Genomic DNA, 23253 nt, shown 5'->3' with positions numbered 1-23253 from the left:
CCCGTCGTCGTTTCACGGAGTCCACCGAAGCCTGGCCACGTGCCGGCCACCCGCCGCCGTCGGCTGCGGTGTGGCTGCTCAGTTGAGGTACATGCCGGCCCAGGCACCGTCGTAGCCCGTCGAGGCCATGGCCGTCTCGAAGTCGTCCCAGGCGGTCTCGGGCGCCGAGAAGTGCTGCTCGAAGTACTCGACCGTCAGATCACCCTCCAGCCACTCGTGGCCGCAGCGGCAGCGGACGAAGACGTGCGCGCGGACGTTGAGGAGCAGCCAGTCGCGGACCGCCTTGCACTCCTCGCAGGTGATCACGCTGCCGCGGGGGTTCAGCTCGTCGTGGTGCGGGACCGCGCGGATCACGGGCTTGTCCGGCGAGAGCGTGGGGAAGTCGGGGATCGAGAGCTCAATGTGATCGAGCGGCGGGAGGTCAGCCGGCTCGAGCGGGTCGTTGTGGCCGTCGTGAGGTCTCGGCGAATCCGACAAGTACAGCCCTTTCGTTAGCGATGCCGGGGTCAACCGGGCACATGCCAGATTTATTCCCGAAACCGACACTTCGTTATCCAGCTGTGACTATGCCTGTGGTGGGCAGGTTCACCCCATGGATGCGATAACGTCATCTTGACGATAACCTGGTGCTAGGTCTTTGGGATGACAAGGAGCAGCAGTGCGCGCGTTCGTTTCCCATAACCATAAGGACAAGCCTGCCGTTCGCTCCTTCGCCACGAAGCTGCGGTTGGGCGGCGTGGACATCTGGCTCGATGAGTGGGAACTGAGCCCCGGCGACTCCATTCCTGGCAAAGTCGGGGTCGCCTTGGACACTGTCGACACTGTGCTGGTCTGCTGGTCCGAACACGCCAGCACGTCGGAGTGGGTCAAGTCCGAGTTGGAGACTGCGATCATCCGGCGACTGGAAGACGGACTCAGGATTATCCCGGTCCGCCTGGACGACACGCCACTCCCTGCGCTCCTCCGCCCCCTGTACTGGGTCTCCGTGACCGAAGACGACGACCAGACCGCCGTCAACAAGATCTTGGGCGTCGATACCACCGGATTCCTTCAGGGCGTCCAACAGCTCCTGGACGAGGCGACCATCGAGGCCGTGTCCTTTCACGGAGCCGGCGTCTACGTGATCTGCCCCAACTGCGGCGCTCCGCCAGCCAAGCTCGAACAGTGGGGTGCGACCGACTACGACCGCGGAGATCAGTACGCCGGGGTGCGCTGCACTGAGTGCCGTTGGGAGGAGGGCGGCGAGGTGTAGCAGGTTCGTGCTTGCCGCGACCAACCACCACAGCCGCACACGTCCGGGGCGCTTGGTGAGGCGAGGCTGGAGTCCGTCGTCCCGTGGCCAGGTCGGCCTGCCGGATTTCTCTGTCAGGACAGGGACTTCACCTGCTCGGGGCAGGTCGGGTGGTGGCCTGTTCGGCGCGCAGGACCTGGACGACGAGGGCGGAGGCTGCCCTGTGGAGTCGAGGTGAGCGTGCCTCTGCGGCGGCGGCGCGGGCGGGCGGCTCGGCTGAGGCGGCAGCACCGTGAAGCAGGGCGGCGAGGGCCGGGCCGGTGCTGAGCCAGGTGTCGATGTTCGACCACATCTCCGCGTTGCGCTCCTCCACCGCGGCGGTGTGGCCGGACTCGATCGGTGTCCCGTCCGCCCGGGTGTGGCGCCGCAGGATGGCGTTCCACTCGCCGAGGATCCGGTTGGCTCCCACGAACGTGACGGCCAGGGTGCGCAGGTAGTAGCCGGCCCGGTCGGCTTCCTGCCCGAGCGGCAGGAGCTGGTGGGCGGCGTGGCCGTCTTGGAGGAGCGCGTCGGCGTGGGGCAGGACCCGCTGGAGGTGGGCGAGTGCGTCGGCGCCGCGGCGGACTTTGCCGTCGCCGTAGAGCTGCTCGTCCAGCGGCCAGCCGTCTTCGTCGCAGAGGCCGTCGGAGATCGAGTCCCAGTGGTCGAGGGCCAGTTGGGCTCCTTGGAGGGCTTCTTCGAGGACGGCCAGCCGGTGCCGGGCCATGAGCCGGTCGTGGCATGAGAGCAGGGTGCGCTCGATGTCGGCCGCTGCGGGCTCCGGGTCTGCGGGGACTGCGAGTTGGAGCTGGTCGTCGGCGACGGCCTGCTGGGTGTAGGCGTGTCCGCCGGTCAGGGCGATCGAGCGGATCGTGTAGCCGAGCCCGGTGGTGTGCTGATCCTCGGTGACGAGGAGACCGATCGGCCGGGCGGGGTCGGTGAGGACGGAGGCGTTGCGGAAGTCGGCGTACCGGATGGGGCCGAGGGCGAGCATCGAGACGATGTCGGCCATGTCCGCATCGAGGTCCAGGTGGTGCTCGGCTGTCCAGGTGCCGGGCAGGCGGGCGGCGAGGGCGGTGGCGTAGGAGGGGAGGTCCACGGTCCTGTTCTCGGTGGTCGGCTCGGGCCTGGGGGTGTCGTCGGTGCGGGCGAGCGGCTACGGTCGCGGGGCGGGCCCGGCGCGAGCAGTGCGCCGGGCCCGCCGTCGGTTCGGTGGGTCAGTCCTCGGCCGGGGAGGGGTCGACCGCGATGTCGAGCAGGCCCTCGGCGTGGGCGAGGTGCTCGTGGACCTGGGCGGCGTCGGCGCCGGTGACCACCATGTGCCCCAGGCGCGCGGTGCCGAGGTCGCCGGCCGGAGGCAGGAGGACCTGCTCGCCCGGGTGACGCTCCCACACGAGGCGCTCCAGCCAGGCGGGGCTGCCCAGTTCGGGTCGGGGCCGGGCGGTGCGGACGGTTCCGGAGGCGGCCGGGTAGAGGAAGCGGACGCCGGCGGCACCGGAGCGGGTGGGGGTGAGGTCGGGTTCGCGTCCGAGGGCGATGTCGGCCGCCGCGGCGGCGAGGTCGATGCCGGTGGCGAGACGGACCAGGTGTCCGATCAAGTCACCGCCGATGCGCCCGTTGACCTCGATCAGCCGCGGGCCGTCGGCGGTCAGGCGCATCTCGACGTGGGAGATGCCGCTGTTCATGCCGAGGGCGTCCAGGGCGGCCTCGGCGACCGGGCCGACCTGGGCGAGCAGCGGGTCGCCGGCGGCCACGACGTGGCCGACCTCCTCGAAGTGGGGTTCCGGTCCGAGTTCCTTGCGGGTGACGGCGACGGCGGTGGTGATGCCGCGGCGGGTGACGCACTCGACCGAGATCTCGGGGCCGTCCAGGTACTCCTCGACCAGGACGCCGCTGCCCTCCTCGCCCTGGTCCTCGGCCCGGCCGCCGGCGTAGGCGAACGCGCCCGACAGGTCGTCGGGCTTCTCCACCTTGATCACGCCGATGCTGCCCGCGTGGGCGGCGGGCTTGAGGACCACGGGGTAGCCGATGCGGCGGGCCGCGCGGGCGGCGGTCACCAGGGAGGTGACCCGGATCGACTGGGCGGACGGCACGCCTTCCGAGGCCCACACCGCCCGCGAGGCGGCCTTGTTTCGGCAGGCCGCGGCGGTGGCCGAGGACTGCCCGGGTACGCCGAGGTCGGCGGCGACGTGCGCGGCCGGCACCAGCGCGTACTCGTCCCACGTCACCACGCCCTTGATGTCGTGACGCTCGGCGAGGCGGGCGACCGCCCACCGCAGCTGCTCCAGATCGTTGAGGTGGGCCACCTCGTGGTCACGGACGTGATCCAGCTGCCAGGTCGGCTCGGTGGCGTTAACCAGGACCAGCGGGCTGCGCCCGGCGGCGGAGGCGAGACAGTAGGAGCGATAGTCCCGGTCTCCCGAGCTCAGGACCAGGAGCACCCCCTCGTCACGAGTGTCGTTCGTCGGGGCGTTGACGGTGGTCATGCTGGTCCTTCCGGTACGGGGCGGTGCGGCGGGCACGGTGGGGTTCACCAGCGGGCCCCCGCCGACAGGTGCGGGGCGGCCTGGTCACCGAGGAGTTTCGACAGCCGTCGCAGCGCGTGCTCGGTGGCGGGCTGGTGGCCGGTCAGGTGGACGACGGTGCGCAGGATGCGCGGCCGGTAACCCAGGCGCGCCTTCGCCAGGTGGTTGGCGCGGCCGGCGTCGATGAGGGTCGCGCCCTGGTCGAGTGCCCAGCGGGCGGACTCACACATCAGCCAGGTGTAGACGAGCGGCGCTTGGGGGTGCTCGTAGTCGAGGCCGGAGGCCCAGAGATAGAGGCAGCCGTCGTACAGCCAGCCGTAGATCCCGCCGACGAGGTGGCCGTCGTGGCGGGCGGTGAGCAGGACGGTGCCGGGGACGGTGACCAGCTGCACGAACATGTCGATTCCGTACAGCCGGGTTCCGTGGCGGTCGGCGGTGCCGGCGGCCAGCGGTGCGAAGGCGGGCGCGGCGTCGAGGATGTCGCGGGCGTGGGTGAGCGGCTCGAGGACGAGGCCGGCCTCGGTGCCGCGGCGCCAGCGGCGGCGGATGTCCCGGCGTTGGCGCGAGGGCATGCCCTGCCACCACTGGTCGAGGGTCGGTCCGAGCGTGCGGGTCCAGGCGACGTCGGTGGCCAGGTTCAGGACCCTTCCCGCGTCTGCGGCGCAGGCGGCGGTGGTCAGTCGGTCGGCCTGGGCCTGGTCGAGTCCGGGGTGGACAAGGGCGTCGGCGCCGAGCCGGGTGGCGAGGTCGAGGCCGGCCCGGGTGGTGGCGGAGGCCAGCGTGGGGGTCGCGGTGCCGGCGCCGCCGTACTCGGCGTGCGGGCTCCCGGCGTACAGAACTCGGCCGGGCCACACCGGCGGGACGCCGGCGTCGGTCTCCTGGCTCGTCCAGTACGGGGAGCCGTCGGCGTCGGTGAGGAAGAAGGAGATGGTCTCGGCGGCCCCGGTGGCGGGGTCGGTGAGGTGGAGGTGGTGGTGGTCCAGGATCCGTTCGGTGGTCAGCGTCGACCAGGCGCTCGCCCAGGCCCGGGTGCGGGAGGGGTGCGGTGCCCGCCGGGTGTCGGCCGGGGCGTCGTCGGGTTTGTCGTACCAGCGGGCGTTGGCCTGGGGTACGGCGAAGTGGGGCAGGGTCATGCGGTGGCGGTCTCCAAGGGGTTGGGGGAGGCTCAGGCGGCCTCGGCCTGGATGGCGGGCTGGTCCTGGTCGGCGGGCTCGGCGGCCGGCTGCTCGTAGGTGTGCCGGTGCCGGTGGAGGCCGGTCAGGCAGAAGGCGGTGGCGCCCGTGACGGCGACAGCTCCGGCGAACAGCAGGGCCCGGACGCCGTCGGCGGGGACGACGGCGACCAGCAGGCCGGCCAGCGGCAGGGGGGCCAGGACGAGCAGGACGCAGACCGACAGCGTCGCGCCGAAGCGCCGGGCGGGTATCAGGCGGGCACGGGCGGTGCGCAGGGCGACCGTCGCGGCGCCCTCGGCGGCCATCAGGGTGGCGACCGCGGCGGTGTAGGTGACCAGGTTGGGGGACAGGGCGGCTCCGGCGGCGGCTGCGCAGGTGACGACGGAGGAGGTGAGGATCACGGGGAACAGGCCGTGGCGATCGATGGCCGGCTTGGCGGCGAGGACGGCCAGCAGGGAGGCCACGGCCGCGACGCTCCACACCAGGCCGGTGGCGGCGGTGCTGTGGTGGAGGTCCCGGGTGACGGTGATCGGAGTGGAGACCTGGAGGAGGCCGGACAGCAGGTTCGCGGCGGCGAGCGTGGCCACCAGCCAGGCGAGGGCGGGGGTGCCAAGCACTCCATGCAGGCCGCCGGCCAGGGCCTCGCGGGCGCGCTCGCGGGGGTGCTCGGCGACCAGACGCAGGCGCACGCGCGGAGTGTGCATGACCAGCGCCATGGTGATGGTGACCGCGGACAGGATCGCCACGGTGGCCAGCAGGAGGGCCGGACCGGCGAGCAGCAGGGCGCCGCCGATCAGCGGGCCCAGCAGCGCGGCACTCTGGTCGATCGCGGTGAACCGCGACTGCACCCGGTGCGCCTGGGCGCCCGCTCGTCGGCTCGCCTCCGACCCGAGCGACTCGACGGCCAGGAAGCTGCCTTCGGCGAGCATCCCGGCGACGACGCCGAAGCAGAGCACGATCGGCACGCCGAGCCCCAGGCTCATCCCCGCCAGGGTCAGCAGGGCGGCCCCGCCGCGCGCCAGGCTGGTCGCCAGGACTGCGGTCTGCGGGCTGTGCCGGTCCACCAGCGGGCCGCCGAGCACGATCGCGGCGAGCCGGGGCAGCCACTCCAGCAGGAACGCGGCCCCGGTCCACATCACCGAGTGGGTGAGGGTCAGGACCAGCAGCGGCACGGCGTAGGTGATCACCGAACCCGCAAGGGCGTCGGTGCCGCGCAGCACGTAGCAGCGCAGCAGCCAGTCCCGGTCGTTCTGCGGTGCCCGCCGCAGGGCGCGCTCGGCGCGGTCGCCGGGCTCCGTGAACGGGAAGACGGACATGCGCTGCTCCTGCTGGCGTCGGTGGCTCGGTGGTGCGCCCGCCGACGAAGCGTCGGTCGCGTTCGTCGGCGGGCGGACCCCAAGACTCCGTGCCATGCAGCCCGACGCATCGCGCCGATCATGTGGTACAAGCCGCGCTTGGGTGATCCGTGCGGATTGATCAAAGCGCCAGGGGCGCCACGGGCCCTATCCGGTGGGCTCTCGGCCATTGCGCCACCGCGCAGCGCGCGGCCCTGTCACCGGCCGGGCCCGCGCGGTTTGCCTCTTGGTGCGCGCGGTGGCGGCGAGCTGGCGCAGTACGAAGTCCAGCGAGTGACAGCGCTGTCAGGCCAACGGCTCCGACATCACTCAACCCAGTCCAGTAGCAAGGGGATTGGCATCGCCGCCCTGGACCTGTGCTCCTTGGAGTTGCCGCCCCTTCAAAGGCAGATCAGGGCGGCAGAACCTTCGGCTTCGACTCTTGGGAGTGGTAGTTGATACCCCTTTCAGGGGCGATGAGAACAGGCACGGTGGTACTGCTACCGCTGGTCTGCGCTAGTTGCTACTCCGCCGGGCGCGATGAGACCCGCTGAGCCTTCGCCCTGGTGCTCGGCTTCAAGGGGTTGCTACCCCTGAACGGGGCGATGAGCGTACCTACCGTGCGTTGTTGATGCGCCGGCGGCCGTCACACGACCTGGCTGGTCTGGTAGGCGTGTCGGTGGGGGCCGCGGATGGCGAGGAGGCCGAGGTCGGGGTCATAGTCGGCGTCAAGGATGCGGACGTTGAGGGCTTTCTCGTAGCGGCTGAGTGGGGCGGCCCAGGCGGGCATGGGGATGAGGTACTGGTCGGCGACGAGGCGTCCTTCGGCGGCAGTGCCCTGGGTGAGGGCTTGGGTGTAGGCGGCGCGGTGCTGTTCGAGGATGGCTTCGGTGCCGTCGAAGAGTTCGTCGAAGGTCTGGGCGAGGTCGGTGCGGTCGGCGCAGGGACGGCGGAAGGTGAGGAAGGCGCTCTCGAAGGCGTCCCGGTGAGTGGCGACTTCGCCGTGCCAGCGCTTGCCCCAGTCGGTGGCGTAGATGGTGTTGAGCCAGCCGGTCGCGTCGGCCTCGCTGATGATGCGGTGCTGGTGTTCGAGCAGGCGCTGCCAGCCGGTCTCGACCGGTTCGCGAGGATAGATGCCGTCGGCGAACTCACCTGGCTGGTTGCGTCGGCGGGTCCAGGCCGGTGCGTGGACGATGACGTCGGCCGGTTCGCGGGCGCCGAGGCGGTTGACGCGGCCGAAGCGCTGGAGAAGGGCTTCCAGGGGTGCGGCGGCGGTGAAGAGGACATCGAGGTCGAGGTCGAGGCTGACCTCGACGACCTGGGTGGCGACCAGCAGCCCGGGGAGGCGGTCGGCTGCTGCGCTGGCGAACCGGGCGCGGATGTTCTGTTCGATGCGGTTGCGGTCCTGGCGGGTGAAGCGGGAGTGCAGGAGGAAGGCACTGTCGTCGCCGTGGAGGGCCCGGCAGTGTGGGGCGAGTTCGGCGAAGAGGGCCAGGGCGTGGGCGACGTTGTTGGCGACGACCAGCACGCTCTGGCCCTCTTCGAGCCGGGCGCGGATCTCGTTGGTGGTGGCCGGGTCGGTGAGGTGGTGTTGGCGGACCTGCAGGCGGTGGCGGGCCGGCAGGCCGAGATCGGGGGTGTCCACGAGGGTTGGCGTCTGGGCCAGCGTGTCCTTGAAGAGGTCAGCGAGGACGTCGGACAGGGTGGCGGAGACGACGGCGATCCGTCCGCCCAGGCGCTCCCACAGCCGGGCCGTGGCGAGGATGTAGCCGAGGCGGCGGGAGTCGTAGGCGTGCAGCTCGTCCAGGATGAACACCGAGTTCGCGGCATCCACGAGCAGGCCGGCGTGGGCCGGGCCTGCCAAGGCCGCGCGGAACAGCTGGTACGGGGTGCCCACCCGGACGCTCTCGCGGAACAGGCGGGTGAACGCTGCCCGTGACAGGGCCTTCGATACCTCGCTCTGCTGGCAGGGCCCGGCCTGTTCGTCCTCGTCGGGGTTGTCGGTGGAGCGGATGGCGGCGGCCAGGTGGTAGGAGGCGGCGCGGGAGTGGGCGACGCCGACGAGCTCCGGGTCGCCGATCAGGTCGGCGAAGCGGTCGGCCATCGCGTTGATGGAGGCGAGGTAGGGCAGGGTGAAGAAGACCCTGGGCACCCCGCCCGTGTGCTGGGCGAGCTCGGTGACCTGGCGGGCCGCCCACAGCAGCACGGCCTCGGTCTTGCCGCTCCCGGTGGGCGCGCGCAGGAGCAGGTGACCGCTGGTCTCGGCCGCGCGGAGCTGGTGCTCGCGCAGCACCCGGCCCTTGGTGGACATCTGCTCTTCGAGGGCGGGCCGGAAGCGGTGGTCGAAGGGCTGGGAGGTGTGGAGACAGCCGTGGGCGGAGGAGAGGTGGTCGGCGACCGTCACCGCTCCTTGGAGCAGGACGGCGGCCAGGCCGACATCGGCGGCCACCCGCCTGTCCCAGCGGTTCAGCAACTCGGTGAGGATGCCGTGCGCCATGTCGGTGAGGCCGGTGCTGCTCAGCGTGCCGGTCTTGTCGGTGGTGGGGAGCAGGGCGGTGGCCGCGGTGGTGTGCAGCCAGCCGAGCAGCGCCGTCACCGCGTTCTCGTCGATCGGGCCGATCCGCTTCGCGAGTTCGTCCGCTGTCAGGCCGTCGTAGAGGAAGCGCAGATCGCGGCCGTTGCTGCCGGTCAGGGCGCGGTGGTGGGTGGCGACACCTGCCGCCACCCACCCGAGCAGCTGCTCGTCCGGGACCAGGGCCGGCAGGAAGCCCAGGGAGACAATCTCGTGGCGTTCGCCCCAGGAGCGCACCCGGCCGAGGAGCATCTGCTGGCAGCCGTCGGGGAGTTTGCCTCCGTCGTGGTAGAGCCCGCTCAGCTGGGCGGCCGGCCAGAACCGGCCGTCCAGCACCCGCTCGGCGGCCTCGATCCGGCCGATCCGCCGGGCGAGCTCGATCCCGGCCGCCAAGGTGGCCGCCAAGTGCACCGTCAGCTCTTCGGGTGGCACGGCCCCGCGGGCGCTCTTGGCCAGCAGCGTCCGCAGGGGATCGGCGCTCGTGCCCAAGGTTGTCTCCTTTCTGTTGCTGGGTCAGGCCGGGCTGACGATGGTGGTGAAGTGGGCGCCGGGGTGGACCGGCGGCAGCAGCAGGACGGCCTGGCCGTCGGCGTCCGACCAGCTTCCGGGCACCAGGGTGCTGCTGCGGGCGGTGGCGTCGTGCCGGTAGTCGCCCCAGACGGTCCGCTCCCGCCCCGGGGCCACTGACGTCGGCAGCCGCAGCAGCGTGCCCTGGGCCTTCGGGAAGGCTGGGACGACGGCCCCGCGCTGCTCGCCCTCGACCAAGGTGAGGACGGTGTGGTCGAGGCGGATACCGACGAGGTCTTGGCTTCGGCCGAGCCGCAGCGGCCACACGGGTCGCCGGAGCCGGCTGCGCCACGTCTCGGTGTCGTCCAGCAGCCAGACGTGCACGGTGGCGTCGGCGAGGAACTCGCGGGTGCGCGGCACCGGGGTCGTGGCCTTCCCCGTCGCGTCCAGCGGGTGGTAGGTCTCCAGGTCGATGCCGCTGCCGGCGGCGTGGAAGGCCATGGCGAACCGCAGGCCGATGTCGACCGTGTCCCAGCCGCCGGCCGCCGCCGCGAGCATGCCCGCGACGGTGGACGGGGGCGGGCAGGGATGGGTGACCTGCACACCGGCGTACAGGTGGTTGCGGAAGGAGACCACCGGCGCGATCAGCGTCACCCGTAGCGCCGTGACCGAGGCAGCCGTCATGCCGCGGGGTCCTCGAACCAGGCGTCGTGCTCGCCCGCACCAATCCGGTCGGCCAGGCCGTTCAGGATCACCCGGGGGTGCCCGAAGACCACCGCGCCGCTGTCGACGAGATCGGAGAGGTCCTTGACCGCCCGCTCGCGCTGGTCACCGAGGAACCCGGGCGACCAGCCGACCAGCACCGGGCCGTCCAGCTCGTCGCTCCACGCCGCGATCTCCTCGCGCAGCACATCGGCCTGGAAGACAGGCCGGCCGTCGTCGGCGCCGACGATCCGGGTGAACGGGTTCACCCCGCCCTTGACCGAGGCGAGCAGTACCAGCGCCGGGGCGCGGTCACCGTAGTGGAGGGCCTGCTTCGCGCCGCCGCGCACCGCGGCGAGCGTGCGCAGCACGGTGTCCACCCGCCGCCGGCGCTCCGCCAGCGGCAGCTTGACCGCGCCGGTGCCGCGCAGCGTCGTCTTCTCGGCACCCGCCTTGACGGCCTCATCGGCGGAGGCCGGGCTCAGCGCGGTGCGCAGGCCGGTGCCGTCCGTCTCGAAGACACCGACACGGGGGAGGTCCAGGAGCACGTCCCCGGCCAGGACGGCGCTGTAGAGCTCGTGGGAGTGGATCACCGGGTGCTCGCCGGCGGGGAAGTCCCGGCTCATGGTGCCGAAGTCGCTGGTCGGGCGCTGGGGGACGACGGAGACGAACGTGCCGGTCGCCAGCACCGTCTCGCGACCGTAGCTCTCCTTCTTCACCGCCACCATGTACCCGAACAGGTCGTCGTCCAGGTGCAGATCGGGGCGGCCCGCGGTGTACGCCTGCTGCTTCGCGCCGGAACCGCTGCGGGTCACCGGCGAACGGGACTCCTGCACGGGCAGGCTGTCGCGCAGCCAGCGGCGGAACGCCTGCGCCGACACGTACGGGTAGGCGTCGCGGCCCACCCGCAACTGCTTGACCTTGCCGTTGTTGTCCTCCGCCAGTCCGTTGTTCGGGGCTCCCGCCACCACATCCAGAACGATCTTGCCAACCAGGTACGTCACTGCTGCTCATCCTCCGTGTCGAACGTCATCGCTTCGAGGTCGCGGGGATCGAGATCCTCCTCGCCCTCCTCCTCCGGCTGCTCGGGCTTCCAGCCGAGCGAGTTCAGTTCCTGCAGCACACCGACCAGGAGCATGTCCCGGTGAAACCAGGCCGGGTTCTGCGAGACCGGGCTGAACAGCAGCTCGAAGCCCCGCTCGGTCACCAACGGCCCCGCTGCTTCCGTGGGCGGCTTGACGGTCCACTGCACGCCTTGGGAGGTCAGCCACGCGCGCAGCTTCGACGGGTCGCGCAGCAGGGTGCGGAAGCTCCGCAGCTGGCCGCCGGTGGTGGCGGTGTTCAGCAGCACGGCCACGTTGCGTGCGGTCCTGGCGATCTCGGCCAGGTCTTTCTCGGTCATCAGCATTACCTCGGTAGCGAAGGAGTTGAGCAGCACAGCCAGAGATTCGGCCCGGGACCGGTCCCGCCCGGTTCGGGTCAGGCCGCCGAGCAGCCGGCCGTGGCCGGCGGACACGATCCGGCTGGGCGCGCGGAAGACGTTGCGGGCCAAGGTCACGAGCCCGGGAGTCGACGAACTGGCGTGGGCGCGCACCAGCTCCGCGAAACCCGCACGCCTGTCAGCCAGCCGCTGGGTGCGGCGCAGCCACTCGGCCAGCGGCTGCTCCAGAGAGTGGATCTCCAGCTCCTGGCCGCGGTTGTTGTTGTTGAATACCAGCAGCTCGACGGCGGCGCCCATCGGCTGGCGGTGGGTGCGCAGCGCGGTCAGCGCGACGACCTCCTGCGCTCCGGTCTGCCGCCTGCTGGCGTCGCCGGTGGCGGCGAGCATTCGGTTGTGGTCGACCTGCTCGGCCACGGCGTGCTGAAGGAAGTTGTCGTCCCAGCTGTGCAGGGCGATGGACGGCCCGCCCGTGAGGCGCACCCCGTAGGGCAGCGCGTAGAAGCTGTTCAGGCACGGCCAGCACAAGGCCATCCCGTCGTGGCCTCGCGGGGTGGTGTTGCGGTACGAGGGGCTCTCGGCGAGCGGCACGTCGCTCTTCCCGTAGTACCCGACGGCCTGCCGTGAGCACAGTGCGCAGACCGTGGGCGGCCAGCCGGACGGCGGGGGCAGAGTCCGCCACTGCTCCACCCGCTGCGCGATCTCGGCATCGGTGCGCTTGCTGTTGCTGGGGTGGTTCATCGCGGTGTTGGGGAAGAAGGAGTAGCTGACCTTCAACCAGAAACCATCCAGAGCTTTACTGTCGCGTCCGAGCGCTGCACGCAGCGCGTCCCGAGCCATCTGCGACAGCGCCACCTCGAAATCGGCCTCGGTGGTCTCCTCCGGAGAGCCGTCGCCAGCCAGGGCCGCGAGCGCGAACGCCCCCACCCGCTGCAAGGGATGTGCGGTCAGCACCAGTCGGCCCTGGCCGAGGTCACCGCAAGCGGGCGCGGTCATGCCGTCACCCAGCCGAACCCGGCCGAGTTTGCCTGCCCCAGGCCCCAGCTCCACAGAGCCCGTAGCGTCTCCGGCGCTCCCGACAGCTCCACCTCGACGGCGGCCCCCGGCTTGGCGCCCTGCCCCACCGCGAACGACCTCTTCGGCCCCACCCAGGACACCGACTCCAGGCTGACCTTGGCGTCCAGACCCAGGGTCTCGGCCTTGCGCCGCAGGTTGCCCTGGAAGTAGCCCGCCCACTCCAGCTCCGCCGGCAGCACCCATGCCTGGCGAGGCCCACGCACCCCTTCCGGACTGCATCCGGAGCCCTTCATCACCACCGGAGTGGCGGTCCGCAGCACCGCCCGACCGTCCGCGAACTCCGGCGGCTCCACTACATCAACGCCCGTCAGGCGCAGGGCGACTCCGCCCCAGTCCAACAGCTCGCGCTCCGCGAACCCGGCCGCTAGCGCCTCCACGATGGCCGGCACCGGGCTGCCGAACTCGACCTCCCCCCGACCGCCCGCCGCGTACCGCCCCGGCCGCCGACGAGCGGACGAGAACACCGGCGCTCCATGCCCGAACGGCGCCATCCCGTGGGGCCCCTCACCGTTCTCGTGCAACCGGCGCCCAAGCTCGGGAGCCACCCGCCCCAGTACGTCGTAGACCAACCCGCGACCAGGGGCAAGCACGCTGCCCCACGGCACCTCCGCCGCCGCCGTCACCACGGCAAGCCGCACCCTCATCCCGCATCCCAACGCTCAAATGGCATGACAACCCAGTGGGCTGACGAAGCACCAGCCGCACATTCCAGGACCCTAAACGGCGCCACTGACAGCCGTCACAAGATTGCGCACAGTCACCCCGGGGCCCCGGCGGCACTCGCCGCCGTACCCTTGGCCGCGACCACCCAGGTCGAAGCCGAACTGCGCACCGCAGCCCCCAACTCCGTGATCGACAACATCACCAGGCCCCTACTGCAGAACCTGGCGCAACCACCAGCCCAACACGGATACCGACCTGCGGCGTTACCATCGGGTCTCATCACCCCTGGGAGGGGTAGCAAGTTCATGAACGCCTCCCACGAGAATGGGAAGCGCGCGGTCTCATCACCCTGGGAGGGGTAACAACCGGTGGGTGTAGACCTCCAGCAGCAGGTAGATCCACATTCCATCGCCCCTCGGAGGGGTAGCAACGGGAATCCGGTCATGGTGAGCACCGAGAGCCAGGCCGTCTCATCGCCCCTCGGAGGGATAGCAACCAGATGAGGGCGACGATCGGGTTGACGTAGATCTTCGTCTCATCGCACCTGGGAGGGGTAGCAACGTCGCGTAGTCCACCGGCGACCAGTGGGCCGGATTCGCCTCATCGCCCCTCGGAGGGGTAGCAACAGGCTCAGACCGCCAACTACGTATCCGCTTGTTGAAGGCTCATCACCCGTCGGAGGAGTAGCAACGTGATCAGCCATCTCATGCCGGGCGTTGGCACACCCTGTGGCTTATCACCCCTCGAGGGGTAGCAACTACCATGGCGCCTCGTCCGCCTCCGGGTCCACGTAGTCTCATCGCCCCTCGGAGGGGAAACAAGATCTTCGCGATCAGCCAGGCGTTGATCCTGCGGCAGGTCTCATTGCCCCTCAGAGGGGTGGCAATCGGAACGAGTGCGCGACGAAGAGCGTCACCTCACCCGGCTCCTCGCCCCTCGGAGGGGTAGCAACAGCCACAGCTCGCGCTGCTCCTCGTCTCGGCGACGGGTGAAAACTCAAGACCAGGAAGTTAAGCCGCTGCGACGTTCGTCAACACGCTGTCCGGGGCCGGGGTGATGGTCAGGGTCGTGGTGGTATGCCGTTTTCGGCGGTTGGCCGTGAGGCTCTTGTAGGCGTAGGGCGACAGTGGTCGCTTCACCGCGCGATCGCTGGTTCGTTGTCGGCGTCTACTCGCATGCAGGTTCCGCGGCTTGAGGAGTGTGGTGGCCAGTCGGCTTGGTTCCTCCGGGACCGGCCGGGGCGACGGTGGGCTGCAGTTGGCGATGATGACGGACTCGCGGATCGCGCGAACGGCAACAGTGAACGAGAGGCGGTCCGGGTCGAGATCGGCGTGGTCCGCAGCCTGGCACATCACGATCCGGGCAGCCTGATAGGTGATCAGGTAGGCATATATCTCCTGGTCAACGCCATGCGGAGCGCCTGAGCGAAGTACTCTGTCAGCTCCGCGAAGGGTGACCTTCAGACCGAAGAACGCGGTCTCCGCTTCCCACCGCTCATGGTAGAGGGCGGTGACCTCGGCGGCCGGGAAGCGCGTGTGGTCCAGCAGCGTGGTGATCAGTCGCAGAGTACTGTGCTGGGAGGCGCCTTCCCGGTCGGTGGTTGTGATGGTCGCTTCGATGACCCTCACGCCCAGTCCGTGCATCTGCGCGGGAACACCGCCGCGCCGAAGCCACACTTTGAGGCGATGGGCGTGGGAGGGCTGAGGGATGAAGGAGATCCAGGAGCCGTCTGGTAGTGCGTGAAGGACCGGCAGGACGCGCTGGCCCCGGGCGCGAAACAGCGCGTGGGCACCGGTATCGGCGGTGGCTCGAAGCAGGACGTAGGTGTCGTAGGCGCGGTCCGCCAGCAAGAGCATTCCTGGTCGCAGGGATCGCAGCAGGCCGACGGCGTGGGTGGCCTCGCCGCAGGCGAGCGGTGCGATGGCGCTGTCGATCAGGGCACGCGTGCCGCATTCGACGATGGCGGAGACTCTGGCCAACGGGTAGCCGCCGGCTCCGTTCTTGCCCTGGACCCGTCCAAAGTGGGCGGAGTTGGCGGGCGTGTCGGGTAGTGCGAGGGTCGTGGCGTCCAGGGCCGCCAGGTGGAGGGACCGCCAATACACTCCGGGCGTCGTGGCGCTGGAGGCCGATCCTCGAAGGCGCTGGAACAGCAACTTCAGCGGGGCGGCGCCCACCCGGCGCCGCGCGTGACGCAGCGCAGTGGCCGAGGGGTCGCTGCTTGCTCCGGCGAGCCCGGCGACCAGCGAGGACCACACGCCGAGGTAGCCCGATTCCGGAAAGAGGGTCATCGCGAGCAGGAAGTACACCACCGTGCGGGAAGGAAGTAGACGCACCCGATGCTGGACTCGCTTGGTCTCCGCGAGGACCTCGTCGACCAGCTCGGGCGGGACGATTCGGGTCAGCTCGCCCAAGTGGCCAGCTGAGAAAGCGTCTTCGGCTATGGAAGCCCTGCGCGACATGGCAGACTGCACACCCAACAGAGCCCCCAGAACGGCGATCTTGGTCGACGCAGTTCTATCGGGGCTCCGTTGCCACGTCAGGGACTTGACGAACGTCGCAGCGGCTTAACTTCCTGGTCTTGGGTGAAAACTGGTTCTGGATCACTTTCCGTGCCAGACCCACGGAGCGTCACCAGATCCGCGATCATGAACGGTCGTGACTGACGATTCCCTCCACGACCTCTTGCTCCGCCAGGCCGCCGACATCAAGGTCAACACTTTGACCATCCACGCCGACCACGTGACCGTCCACGCCGCCACGACCGGCAACCTCATGCCGCGAGGAGGACGCGTTTGCGCAGGAGGTCGAAGCCGGCGCGGCCAAACATCTGGCGCTTGATCATCTTGATCTTGTTGTTGTGGCCCTCGACCGCGCCGGAGCTGTAGGGCAGAGTCAGGCCGGCGACGACCGCGTCGAGGTCCTGCAGGAGACCGTTGGCGAAGCTGCGAAGAGCCGGGACCTGGTCCTGCTGGACGCGTGTGATCCAGTCCTTGAGCTCTCGTCCGCGGCGGTCGTTCATCAGCTCCGCGAAGGCCCTGACGTGCTCGGCGGTGGTGGCCAGCACCGGGACTCGGACGAGGATCTCCTTGAGCTGCTGAGCGTCCTCGTCGCGCAGGCGGTCGGGGCGGCGGGTGATCCAGCTGGTCACGTCCCTGACGGAGGGCTTTCGGCGCGGCGGATCCTGGTGCGGGAACGCTGCTCGAAGTCGGCGAACGTACTCGCGGACGATCTGTTCCTGCCCGGGGAATCCGCGCTGCCGGATCTCCTCGAACAGGCGCCGGGCGATCGTGTGGCCCTCAGCGAAGCGCTGGTCGATGTAGGGCTTGTAGGGGTCGAGGATGCTGGTGCGTCCCGTCCAGCGGCCGACGAGCAGTTCGTCGGGGTCCATCGCGCGGGCCAGTCGGCGAACTGTGCCACGAGCCAGGCCCAGTCTGCGGGCGATGACGCGCAGGCTGAACCCGTCCTCCATGAGTGCGTGGACGGCGGCGTGCTGTTCGCGGACCCGGTCGGACAGCCGGCCGGTCCGGCGGGGCTCGGAGCTGACAGACGCCAAGGCGACAGCCGGAGCCGACTCAGCCGGAGGCGCCGGTTCGGGCAGCAGGGCACGGTGCTGGAGCACGGTCTTCTCCACCGCGTCGGCGAGGTTCTGCCACAGATGGAACCGGTCGGCGACATGGATCGCGTCCGGGGCGCCCAGCCGAACGGCTTCGGCGTAGGAGGCCGACCGGTCACGGCAGACGACCTTCACTCCTGGGTGGTCGGCCAGCCAGGACCGGACGGTGGCGACCGTGCGGTCGGGCAGTAGATCGACTGCGCGGCGGGTCTCGATGTCGACCAGGATCGTGGCGTAGACGTGGCCCTTGCGCAGGGCGAACTCGTCGACGCCCAGAACGCGCGGCACCGCGTGTGCCGGATCCGGCAAGGCGCGTATCAGCCGCAGGAGTGTGGAGCGGCTCACCGGGACCGCGAAGGCATCCGCCAGACGGGAGCCAGCCCGGCCGGCCAGGGCCAGAGCGAGCTGCTGGAGCGCGGCCTGCAGGCCCTGGCTTCGCCGCCCGTGACGGAAGGTCAGCCCTGCCGCCTGCTCGACGAACGTGGCCCGGGGGCAAGCTCGTTCACGGCAGCGGAACCGGCGGACCCGTAACTCGACCATCACCCGCCGCCCGCCCGCCGCACTGTCGTCCACCCGCCGCACGTAGCTACTGTGCACCCGGGTCGAGACGGTCCCGCACGACGGACAGCCCGCCTCGTTGCCGGTCGTGGCGGCGTGGACGGTCACGTGGTCGGCGTGGATGGTCAAAGTGTTGACCTTGATGTCGGCGGCCTGGCGGAGCAAGAGGTCGTGGAGGGAATCGTCAGTCACGACCGTTCATGATCGCGGATCTGGTGACGCTCCGTGGCTCCAGCACTGAAAGTGGGTCAGAACCACGGTTCAGCCGCCGCCGACACCTCGGCGGCGACGTGGGATCATCGCCCCTCAGAGGGGTAGCAACCGGGTCGCTGCGGTCGCGATGCCGGAGACCCACCGGGCCTCATCGCCCCTCGGAGGGGCAGCAACATGATCGGCGTCGTCGTCTCGGAGGACCGGCCGTAGGTCTCATCGCCCCTCGGAGGGGTAGCAACGCGAGGTCCCAGCAGGCGGTGCCGATCACGGAGACCTTCTCATCGCCCCTGGGAGGGGTGGCAACCGGGCCTCGGAGTCGTGGGAGCCGATCCGGACCGTGCTCTCATCGCCCCTCGGAGGGATGGCAACCTCGGGCTGCGGATCAGCATGTCCGACTGCGCGCTGGTCTCATCGCCCCTGGGAGGGGTATCAACTACTGAACGGGCGTTCCGGGCGTCATCGGGTCCTCCAGCTCATCGTCCCTGGGAGGCGTAGCAACAACGTGGCGTTGTGCGCGAGCTTTGCGCGGTCGCTGGTCTCACCGCCCCGCGGAGGGGTAGCAACTTCGTGATGACGGTCAGGGTGCCGGCAGCGGCGAACGTCTGATCGCCCCTCGGAGGAGTAGCAACCCGGTCAGCGCCGTGAAGATCGGGCCGACGTCCGCGAATTCATCGCCCCTTGGAGGGGTAGCAACGTGGTGACGCGCCCCTCGATGTGCCTGCCCGCCTCGGGGATCATCGCCCTCGGAGGGGTAACAACGCGAACCCCTCCTTCGTGTTGCGGTCGATCGGCCGGTCTCATTGCCCCTCGGAGGGGTAACAACATGTCCCAGTACAGGCTCTGGATGCAGCCCTCGCTCATCTCATCACCCCTCGGAGGGGTAGCAACGCATACTCCCTTACCGCCGGTTCGGTGCGCCACTGGGGCTCATCAACCGCGGGCACGGTGCCCATCACCCGGTCGGCTCGTCGTCCCTCGGAGGGTCGCAACCTGGCCCGTGCGATGTCCACCGTCTCCCCGTCGACGGATCCCATCCCCCTTCGGAGGGGTAACAACTTGTTAAAGTGCAGTCGGAGCGGGTCGGGCCAGTCCTCGGAATTACCTCAGAGGTGTAGCAACCGGCCGCGCGCACCGAAGGCGACGGTGATCAGCTCGCGTCTCATCGCCCCTTGGAGGGGTAGCAACGTGTACTGCGCGTTGATTGTGTTCCGCCGCGCGCTGCAGTCAGAGCCGCCCCTATGGTGGACTTACGGTCCTCATAGCCCCCTGGAGGGGTAGCAACCACGTGCCCTCGATCCAGGACTCGGACCCCGGCTTGGTTCATTGCCCCTCGGAGGGGTGGCAACATCAGCCACCACGGCTGGTCGGCGACCACGGACGGCGTCTCATCGCCCCTCGGAGGGGTAGCAACGAGTACTCCAGGTTGTCGAAGGTGCCGCGGAAGTCGAGGCTCATCGCCCCTCAGAGGGGTAGCAACCCGTGGTGGCCGGCCATCCCGTACGCGGTCCACTCGTCTCATCGACCCTCGGAGGGGTAGCAACCCAAACCAGGTTTCCCGAAGGACACCGAACACTGCCGGGTCTCATCGCCTACGAAGGGGTAACAACTCGTTGGTGCACATCTCACGTTTCGCCACGGCCAAGGCTCATTGCCCCTTCGAAGGGGTAGCAACTAGAAACGGTCCGCGCTCTCCTGAAACTCCGGGACGGGCTCATCCCCCTGGGAGGCGTAGCAACATCATGTCGGCCTGCAACCACGTCGCCAGCCCCGAGGGGCTCGTCGTGTCCCTGGGAGGGGTAGCAATCGGTAGGCAGCGACCGTACCGGCTCGCTCACTCCACGTCTCATCGCCCCTCTGGAGGGGTAACAACGGGCTGGCGATGTAGACCGGGCTGATGACGTAGGCGCCTAATCGCCCCTCGGAGGGGTAGCAACTACCAACTGTGCGCCTCCCAGAACGCCTTCGCCTTGGTCTCATCGCCCCTCGGAGGGGTAGGAACTAGTCAGTGCCGGTCCGGGTGCGACCGTCGGAGCCGGGCCCATCGCCCCTGGGAGGGGTAGCAACGCGATGTCTTTGGTCTGGACCGGTCTGATGGTCGGGTGGGCCCGGACGGATGCGGTCGACGTCAGCCGCGTCCAGCGCCGGGCCTGTCCAGGCGGGCGACTAGGTTCTCCGGGCCGACCAGGTAGACACCTTCGTATCCGAGGCCGGCCGTCCACTCGCCGTACGCGGTCCGGAAGGCGTCCGTGACCGGCGGCAGGGCAGAGCTGATGCTATCGGTGGCGTCGAGCGCGAGGTGGATGCCCTTCTTTGGGTGGTACCGCTTGTCCTCGATCGCTGTCCTCACCGACTCGACGATCTCATCGACTGTTGTCTCCGGGTGGGCGGCGGCCTTGGTCTGACTGAGCTGCTTCCAAGTGTCGGTGCGGTCGACCATCGTGACCTGGATCAGCAGCTTGATCGTGTCGTCCTCAGTGTCGACGGCGATGCAGTCCACGCCCTGCTCGTGCCTTCCGCCGGGGGCCAACTGGGGCACGCCCCACCGGGAGCCCTGAGCGTTCAGGTGGTTCACCAGAATCTGCCCGCATCTCCGCTCCCGGTCATCCTTCTGGGGTGTCGGGCCGGCGGTGTGGGCGACGACCCGACCGTCATCGGTCACGTCGGCTCCGGCCTCCCGACCGTCGACGCTCCGACCCGTCCGCAGGCCCGTGACATCCCCCGCGGCGGTCTTCTTGATGGCGAGCATCGAGGTGTTGACCGTCATCTCGTCCTCGGCAGAGATGATGAGCGGCTCCTGTGACTCGCTCTCCTCTTCGTTGGTCATCGCACGTACCTCCTTCGTTCAGTCTCCCGCTGGCTGCGCAATCGGACGATCCCCGGGATGCGGCGGGTGGCTGGGTGCCGCAGGGTTGGTGCGTGGCGCTGATCGTTCTCTTCGAGCTTGAACCCGACGCGGAGATTGGGCCGGACGGTGTCGAGCCCGTCGTCCTCGCGGTTCACGCCGCAGGATCGGACCCCGATGTTCCGGAGGACCCGCTGCCGCGGACACTGTGCGGCCGGAACGCCGAGGCCATGGAGCACTCTCACTACAGCCCTTCCCGGCCGGGAGAGCCGTGGTACCCGGCGGAGCTGGAGGAGAAGCGCTGCCGCGAGTGTGAGAGGGCGCTGCGGAGTCTGTGATCAGGCGATGCCGGCGGCTTGGGCGAGCACCTTCGCGTGCAACAGGTCTCCCAGGTCGGTCAGCCCACTCGGTGACGACTACGGCGCTCTGGCACATCGGGGAACACCGGAGACGCCACCCGCGAGTGGCGTCCTCGGTGCTGCTTTCTCAGAGCGCGACCACGGGAGCGGGCCGATGCCAGCCGTATCTCCGCTCGGTCAGCGTGATGGCCGGCGGCGTGGTGAAGGCGTCGGGGTGACCGCCCCTTGGTTCCTTGTGCGGTGCCCGAACCTCGAGGGCTCAACTGAGGGCAGGGCCGACAGCTCAGCGATCCGACGCACCCGCCATACCATGACCGCGGCGACAGAGTCGGCGGTGTCGAGTTCGCGACGGTTCCTGGCCTTCCCCAGGAGCGCGGCCGGGTCGTGGCCAGCTGCCTCCGCCTCCGCGAGGGTGGCCGCGAGCGCGTCCCAGTCGCTCCCGCCGTGCTCGCCGGCCACGGCTTCGGGCAACTGCGCCCGGATCACCGCGTACTGGCGCTCGCGGACCGACTGCGGAAGGGAGCGACCTCGCGCGGCCATGGCCGCCATCGGGCGGGCTGCCACCGTGGCGTACGCCGCCCGCAGCTGCTCGGCAGCGGCGCTGGCGGCGGCGGCCTGCTGGGCGTGCGAGCGCGCGGAGTGCCACCGGGCTGAGGCGATGGCCAGCAGGATCAGCGCCGACAGCAGCATCGCGGTCACACCGCCGTCCTCGGACCTGTTCCCGGCGTAGCCGCTGCTGAGCATCTCGCGGGCAGCTGCTCGCACCGCCCGGTTGTCGGCCCGCTCGGCGCGCACATGGGAGCGTGATGCCCGCTCGAACGCCCGCGCTGCAGATAGAAGTTGGGCCCTGGTGTCGGCCGGAGCGCGGACAGCCAGCACGTCAATGATCTCGATCGCGCCGACCAGCTGCCCTGCTGCGTCCTCTTCGCTCCCTTCCTCTATGGTCCGGGTGGCGTCGTCGACCGCGGCTGCGGCGTCCCGGCGGGCGCGGGCGGCCTTGGAGCCGGGCACACGGGCCGTGCCGGTGGCCGGGTCGCCCGGCTCGGCGGTGCTCGCCCCGGCGGCCCGGACGCCGCCGCTCAGCCGCTTGCGGATGCGCGGGAGGGAGAGGTCGGGGGCCAGCTTCGAGCCGGGGAAGTAGACCGGGTCGCCCTTGCCGTTGCGGTCGTCCGGGTCAGCGACCGAGTACCCAAGGGTGTCTCCGGAGGGTCCGATGCGCCGCTGCACCAGCAGGCCAGCGGCGGCGAGGCGGTCGAAGAACTCGGCTTCGCTCGCGCAGCCCGCGACGGCGCGGCGCACCTGGTCCCGCAGCTGGAGGCGGACGGGTTCCGGTCGTCCGAGCCGCTCGGCTTTGTGGGTTTCCGCGCTGGTCGGGCGCTTGGCGGCGGTCTTGTCACCGGGATTGAGCTGCTTGAGGCCGAGGTCCTTCTCGATCTGCCGGCACTCGTCCTGGGCGCGCTGGGCGTCACCGTTGAGGCGGGCTTGGCGCCCGTCGCCGCGTACGACGGTGGCCATGATGTGGATGTGGCGCGGGTCGTGGCGGACCGCGATCCAGCGGCATCCGTCCGGGTCGCCGGGCTCGGCGATGCCGGCGGCGGCGACGACGCGGCGGGCAACCTCGGCCCACTCCTCGTCGGTGAGCAGCCGGTCGTCGGGGTCGGCGCTGACGGGGCAGTGCCAGACGTGCTTCTTCGGTCGCCTCGGTCCGAGCTGGTTGACCCGCAGGTCCAGGACCTGCTCCAGCTGCTTCAGGTTCGCTGCGGGGTCGCGGCCGGGGTCGGGCGCGAAGCCGTCCCAGCTCGCCACCAGGTGTGGGTCGAAGTGTTCGTCGTGCTTGCCGGGGCCGTAGAGGTAGGCCAACAGGCCGTACGTCTTGCTGCCGCGGCTGATATCAGGGACCAATTGGTCCACCGGCGACCAGCTGGGCGGCGGCGTCGTCTACCGCAGCGACCGCGGCGCGGACGGCTCCGAGGGTCGGGGCCAGCTCTGTCGGCTGGACGTAGCCGGCGGCGTTGAGGCCGAAGACCATCTGGTTGAGGTTGTTGCCGACGCGGGCGAGCTGCGCGCGGGAGGCGGCAAGCTCGTCGACGGCGCGGTCGAGGCGGTCTTGGGGGTCGCGGTCAGCGGGTGTTCCGCGGGCGGCGCTGATGGCGCTGGTCGCGAGGAAGCGACCGACGGTGACGGCGCGGGCAGCGGCGGCGGTGTCGATCTCGGTTTTCTCTTCAATGTTCAGACGCACGGTCAGCTTGCACGTGCGGCTCTGGGGGTCGCGGTGGCGACGGCGCGGGCGGCGCGCGGGCGGCGCGTCGGTGGTCGGCTCAGCGGTCGGCTCGGTGGCATCGTTCAGCAGTTCGATCGTCTCCTCCTCCTTCTCCTTCCCGGCACCCCCTGGTGCCGGGAGACCGAGG

The 23253-nt window shown here is 70.2% G+C and carries 16 protein-coding genes and 1 pseudogene; 2 read left to right on the top strand and 15 right to left on the bottom strand.

Annotation, left to right across the window (positions count from 1 at the left end; genetic code table 11):
• Nucleotides 1–78 precede the first annotated feature (78 nt).
• Entirely contained in the window at nt 79–354 is a 276-nt protein-coding gene (locus tag BI06_RS11745) for a hypothetical protein (RefSeq protein WP_233290111.1), read from the bottom strand.
• A 304-nt stretch (nt 355–658) separates the two neighbouring features.
• On the opposite strand from BI06_RS11745, the gene BI06_RS11740 reads away from it, so the two are divergent.
• Nucleotides 659–1252: a toll/interleukin-1 receptor domain-containing protein gene (locus tag BI06_RS11740; protein ID WP_051740800.1), complete on the top strand. Its 594-nt coding sequence runs from the start codon at nt 659–661 to the stop codon at nt 1250–1252.
• A 127-nt stretch (nt 1253–1379) separates the two neighbouring features.
• Here BI06_RS11740 and BI06_RS11735 read toward each other — a convergent pair whose 3' ends face one another.
• From BI06_RS11735 to BI06_RS11680, 12 genes are all read right to left on the bottom strand, one after another.
• A complete protein-coding gene (locus BI06_RS11735; protein WP_043467770.1) occupies nt 1380–2369 on the bottom strand; it encodes a hypothetical protein in 990 nt (329 codons plus the stop codon).
• A gap of 118 nt (nt 2370–2487) precedes the next feature.
• Nucleotides 2488–3756, bottom strand: coding sequence for an ATP-grasp domain-containing protein (locus BI06_RS11730; RefSeq protein WP_082527251.1), 1269 nt, complete (start codon nt 3754–3756; stop codon nt 2488–2490).
• A 44-nt stretch (nt 3757–3800) separates the two neighbouring features.
• Nucleotides 3801–4928 carry a GNAT family N-acetyltransferase gene (locus BI06_RS11725; RefSeq protein ID WP_033825835.1) on the bottom strand — a complete coding sequence of 376 codons (1128 nt, stop codon included), beginning with the start codon at nt 4926–4928 and terminating at the stop codon, nt 3801–3803.
• 32 nt (nt 4929–4960) lie between these two features.
• Entirely contained in the window at nt 4961–6283 is a 1323-nt protein-coding gene (locus BI06_RS11720; RefSeq protein WP_082527250.1) for an MFS transporter, read from the bottom strand.
• Between the two features lie 664 nt (nt 6284–6947).
• A complete protein-coding gene (gene cas3 / locus BI06_RS11715; protein ID WP_199520560.1) occupies nt 6948–9362 on the bottom strand; it encodes a CRISPR-associated helicase Cas3' in 2415 nt (804 codons plus the stop codon).
• A gap of 24 nt (nt 9363–9386) precedes the next feature.
• On the bottom strand, nt 9387–10064 hold the full coding sequence (gene cas5, locus BI06_RS11710) for a CRISPR-associated protein Cas5 (RefSeq protein ID WP_033825834.1): 678 nt from the start codon (nt 10062–10064) through the stop codon (nt 9387–9389).
• Complete coding sequence (gene cas7i / locus BI06_RS11705; protein WP_033825833.1) at nt 10061–11086, bottom strand: type I-B CRISPR-associated protein Cas7/Cst2/DevR; 1026 nt, start codon at nt 11084–11086, stop codon at nt 10061–10063. The genes cas5 and cas7i overlap by 4 nt, the downstream gene beginning before the upstream one ends.
• The gene (locus BI06_RS11700; RefSeq protein ID WP_051814361.1) at nt 11083–12516 is read right to left on the bottom strand and encodes a hypothetical protein; all 1434 of its coding nucleotides are present in this window, start codon (nt 12514–12516) and stop codon (nt 11083–11085) included. Before BI06_RS11700 ends, cas7i begins: the two co-directional genes overlap by 4 nt.
• A complete protein-coding gene (locus BI06_RS11695; protein WP_199520559.1) occupies nt 12513–13061 on the bottom strand; it encodes a CRISPR-associated endoribonuclease Cas6 in 549 nt (182 codons plus the stop codon). Before BI06_RS11695 ends, BI06_RS11700 begins: the two co-directional genes overlap by 4 nt.
• 1209 nt (nt 13062–14270) lie before the next feature.
• Nucleotides 14271–15671: an IS4 family transposase gene (locus tag BI06_RS11690; protein ID WP_051740796.1), complete on the bottom strand. Its 1401-nt coding sequence runs from the start codon at nt 15669–15671 to the stop codon at nt 14271–14273.
• Between the two features lie 359 nt (nt 15672–16030).
• Nucleotides 16031–17623 (bottom strand): ISL3 family transposase, encoded by a 1593-nt coding sequence (locus tag BI06_RS11685; protein ID WP_043467768.1) that lies wholly within the window; start codon nt 17621–17623, stop codon nt 16031–16033.
• Nucleotides 17624–19769: 2146 nt separating this feature from the next.
• Nucleotides 19770–20468, bottom strand: a complete 699-nt coding sequence (locus tag BI06_RS11680) for a hypothetical protein (RefSeq protein ID WP_033825831.1) — start codon at nt 20466–20468, stop codon at nt 19770–19772.
• Nucleotides 20469–20560: 92 nt separating this feature from the next.
• Between BI06_RS11680 and BI06_RS11675 the strand changes: the two genes are divergently transcribed.
• Nucleotides 20561–20824, top strand: a complete 264-nt coding sequence (locus tag BI06_RS11675; RefSeq protein ID WP_033825830.1) for a hypothetical protein — start codon at nt 20561–20563, stop codon at nt 20822–20824.
• A gap of 198 nt (nt 20825–21022) precedes the next feature.
• On the opposite strand, the gene BI06_RS11670 is transcribed toward BI06_RS11675, so the two are convergent.
• Together BI06_RS11670 and BI06_RS49390 are read right to left on the bottom strand one after the other, a co-directional pair.
• Nucleotides 21023–22756 (bottom strand): relaxase/mobilization nuclease domain-containing protein, encoded by a 1734-nt coding sequence (locus BI06_RS11670; protein WP_233289444.1) that lies wholly within the window; start codon nt 22754–22756, stop codon nt 21023–21025.
• Nucleotides 22737–23253, bottom strand: a pseudogene (locus BI06_RS49390) (plasmid mobilization relaxosome protein MobC); the annotation flags it as partial. The pseudogene BI06_RS49390 and the gene BI06_RS11670, both read right to left, overlap by 20 nt.

The sequence above is a fragment of the Kitasatospora sp. MBT66 genome (genome assembly GCF_000710405.2).
Lineage (GTDB): Bacteria > Actinomycetota > Actinomycetes > Streptomycetales > Streptomycetaceae > Kitasatospora > Kitasatospora purpeofusca.
The sequence above is the reverse complement of the archived record's forward strand: the minus strand, read 5'-3'. Positions and strand labels throughout refer to the sequence as shown.

Bases quoted from the DNA above. Each gene is read 5' to 3' on its own strand.
- BI06_RS11730 (WP_082527251.1), bottom strand. From the start codon at position 3,756: ATGACCACCGTCAACGCCCCGACGAACGACACTCGTGACGAGGGGGTG.
- BI06_RS11725 (WP_033825835.1), bottom strand. From the start codon at position 4,928: ATGACCCTGCCCCACTTCGCCGTACCCCAGGCCAACGCCCGCTGGTAC.
- BI06_RS11720 (WP_082527250.1), bottom strand. From the start codon at position 6,283: ATGTCCGTCTTCCCGTTCACGGAGCCCGGCGACCGCGCCGAGCGCGCC.
- cas5 (WP_033825834.1), bottom strand. From the start codon at position 10,064: ATGACGGCTGCCTCGGTCACGGCGCTACGGGTGACGCTGATCGCGCCG.
- BI06_RS11700 (WP_051814361.1), bottom strand. From the start codon at position 12,516: ATGACCGCGCCCGCTTGCGGTGACCTCGGCCAGGGCCGACTGGTGCTG.
- BI06_RS11680 (WP_033825831.1), bottom strand. From the start codon at position 20,468: ATGACCAACGAAGAGGAGAGCGAGTCACAGGAGCCGCTCATCATCTCT.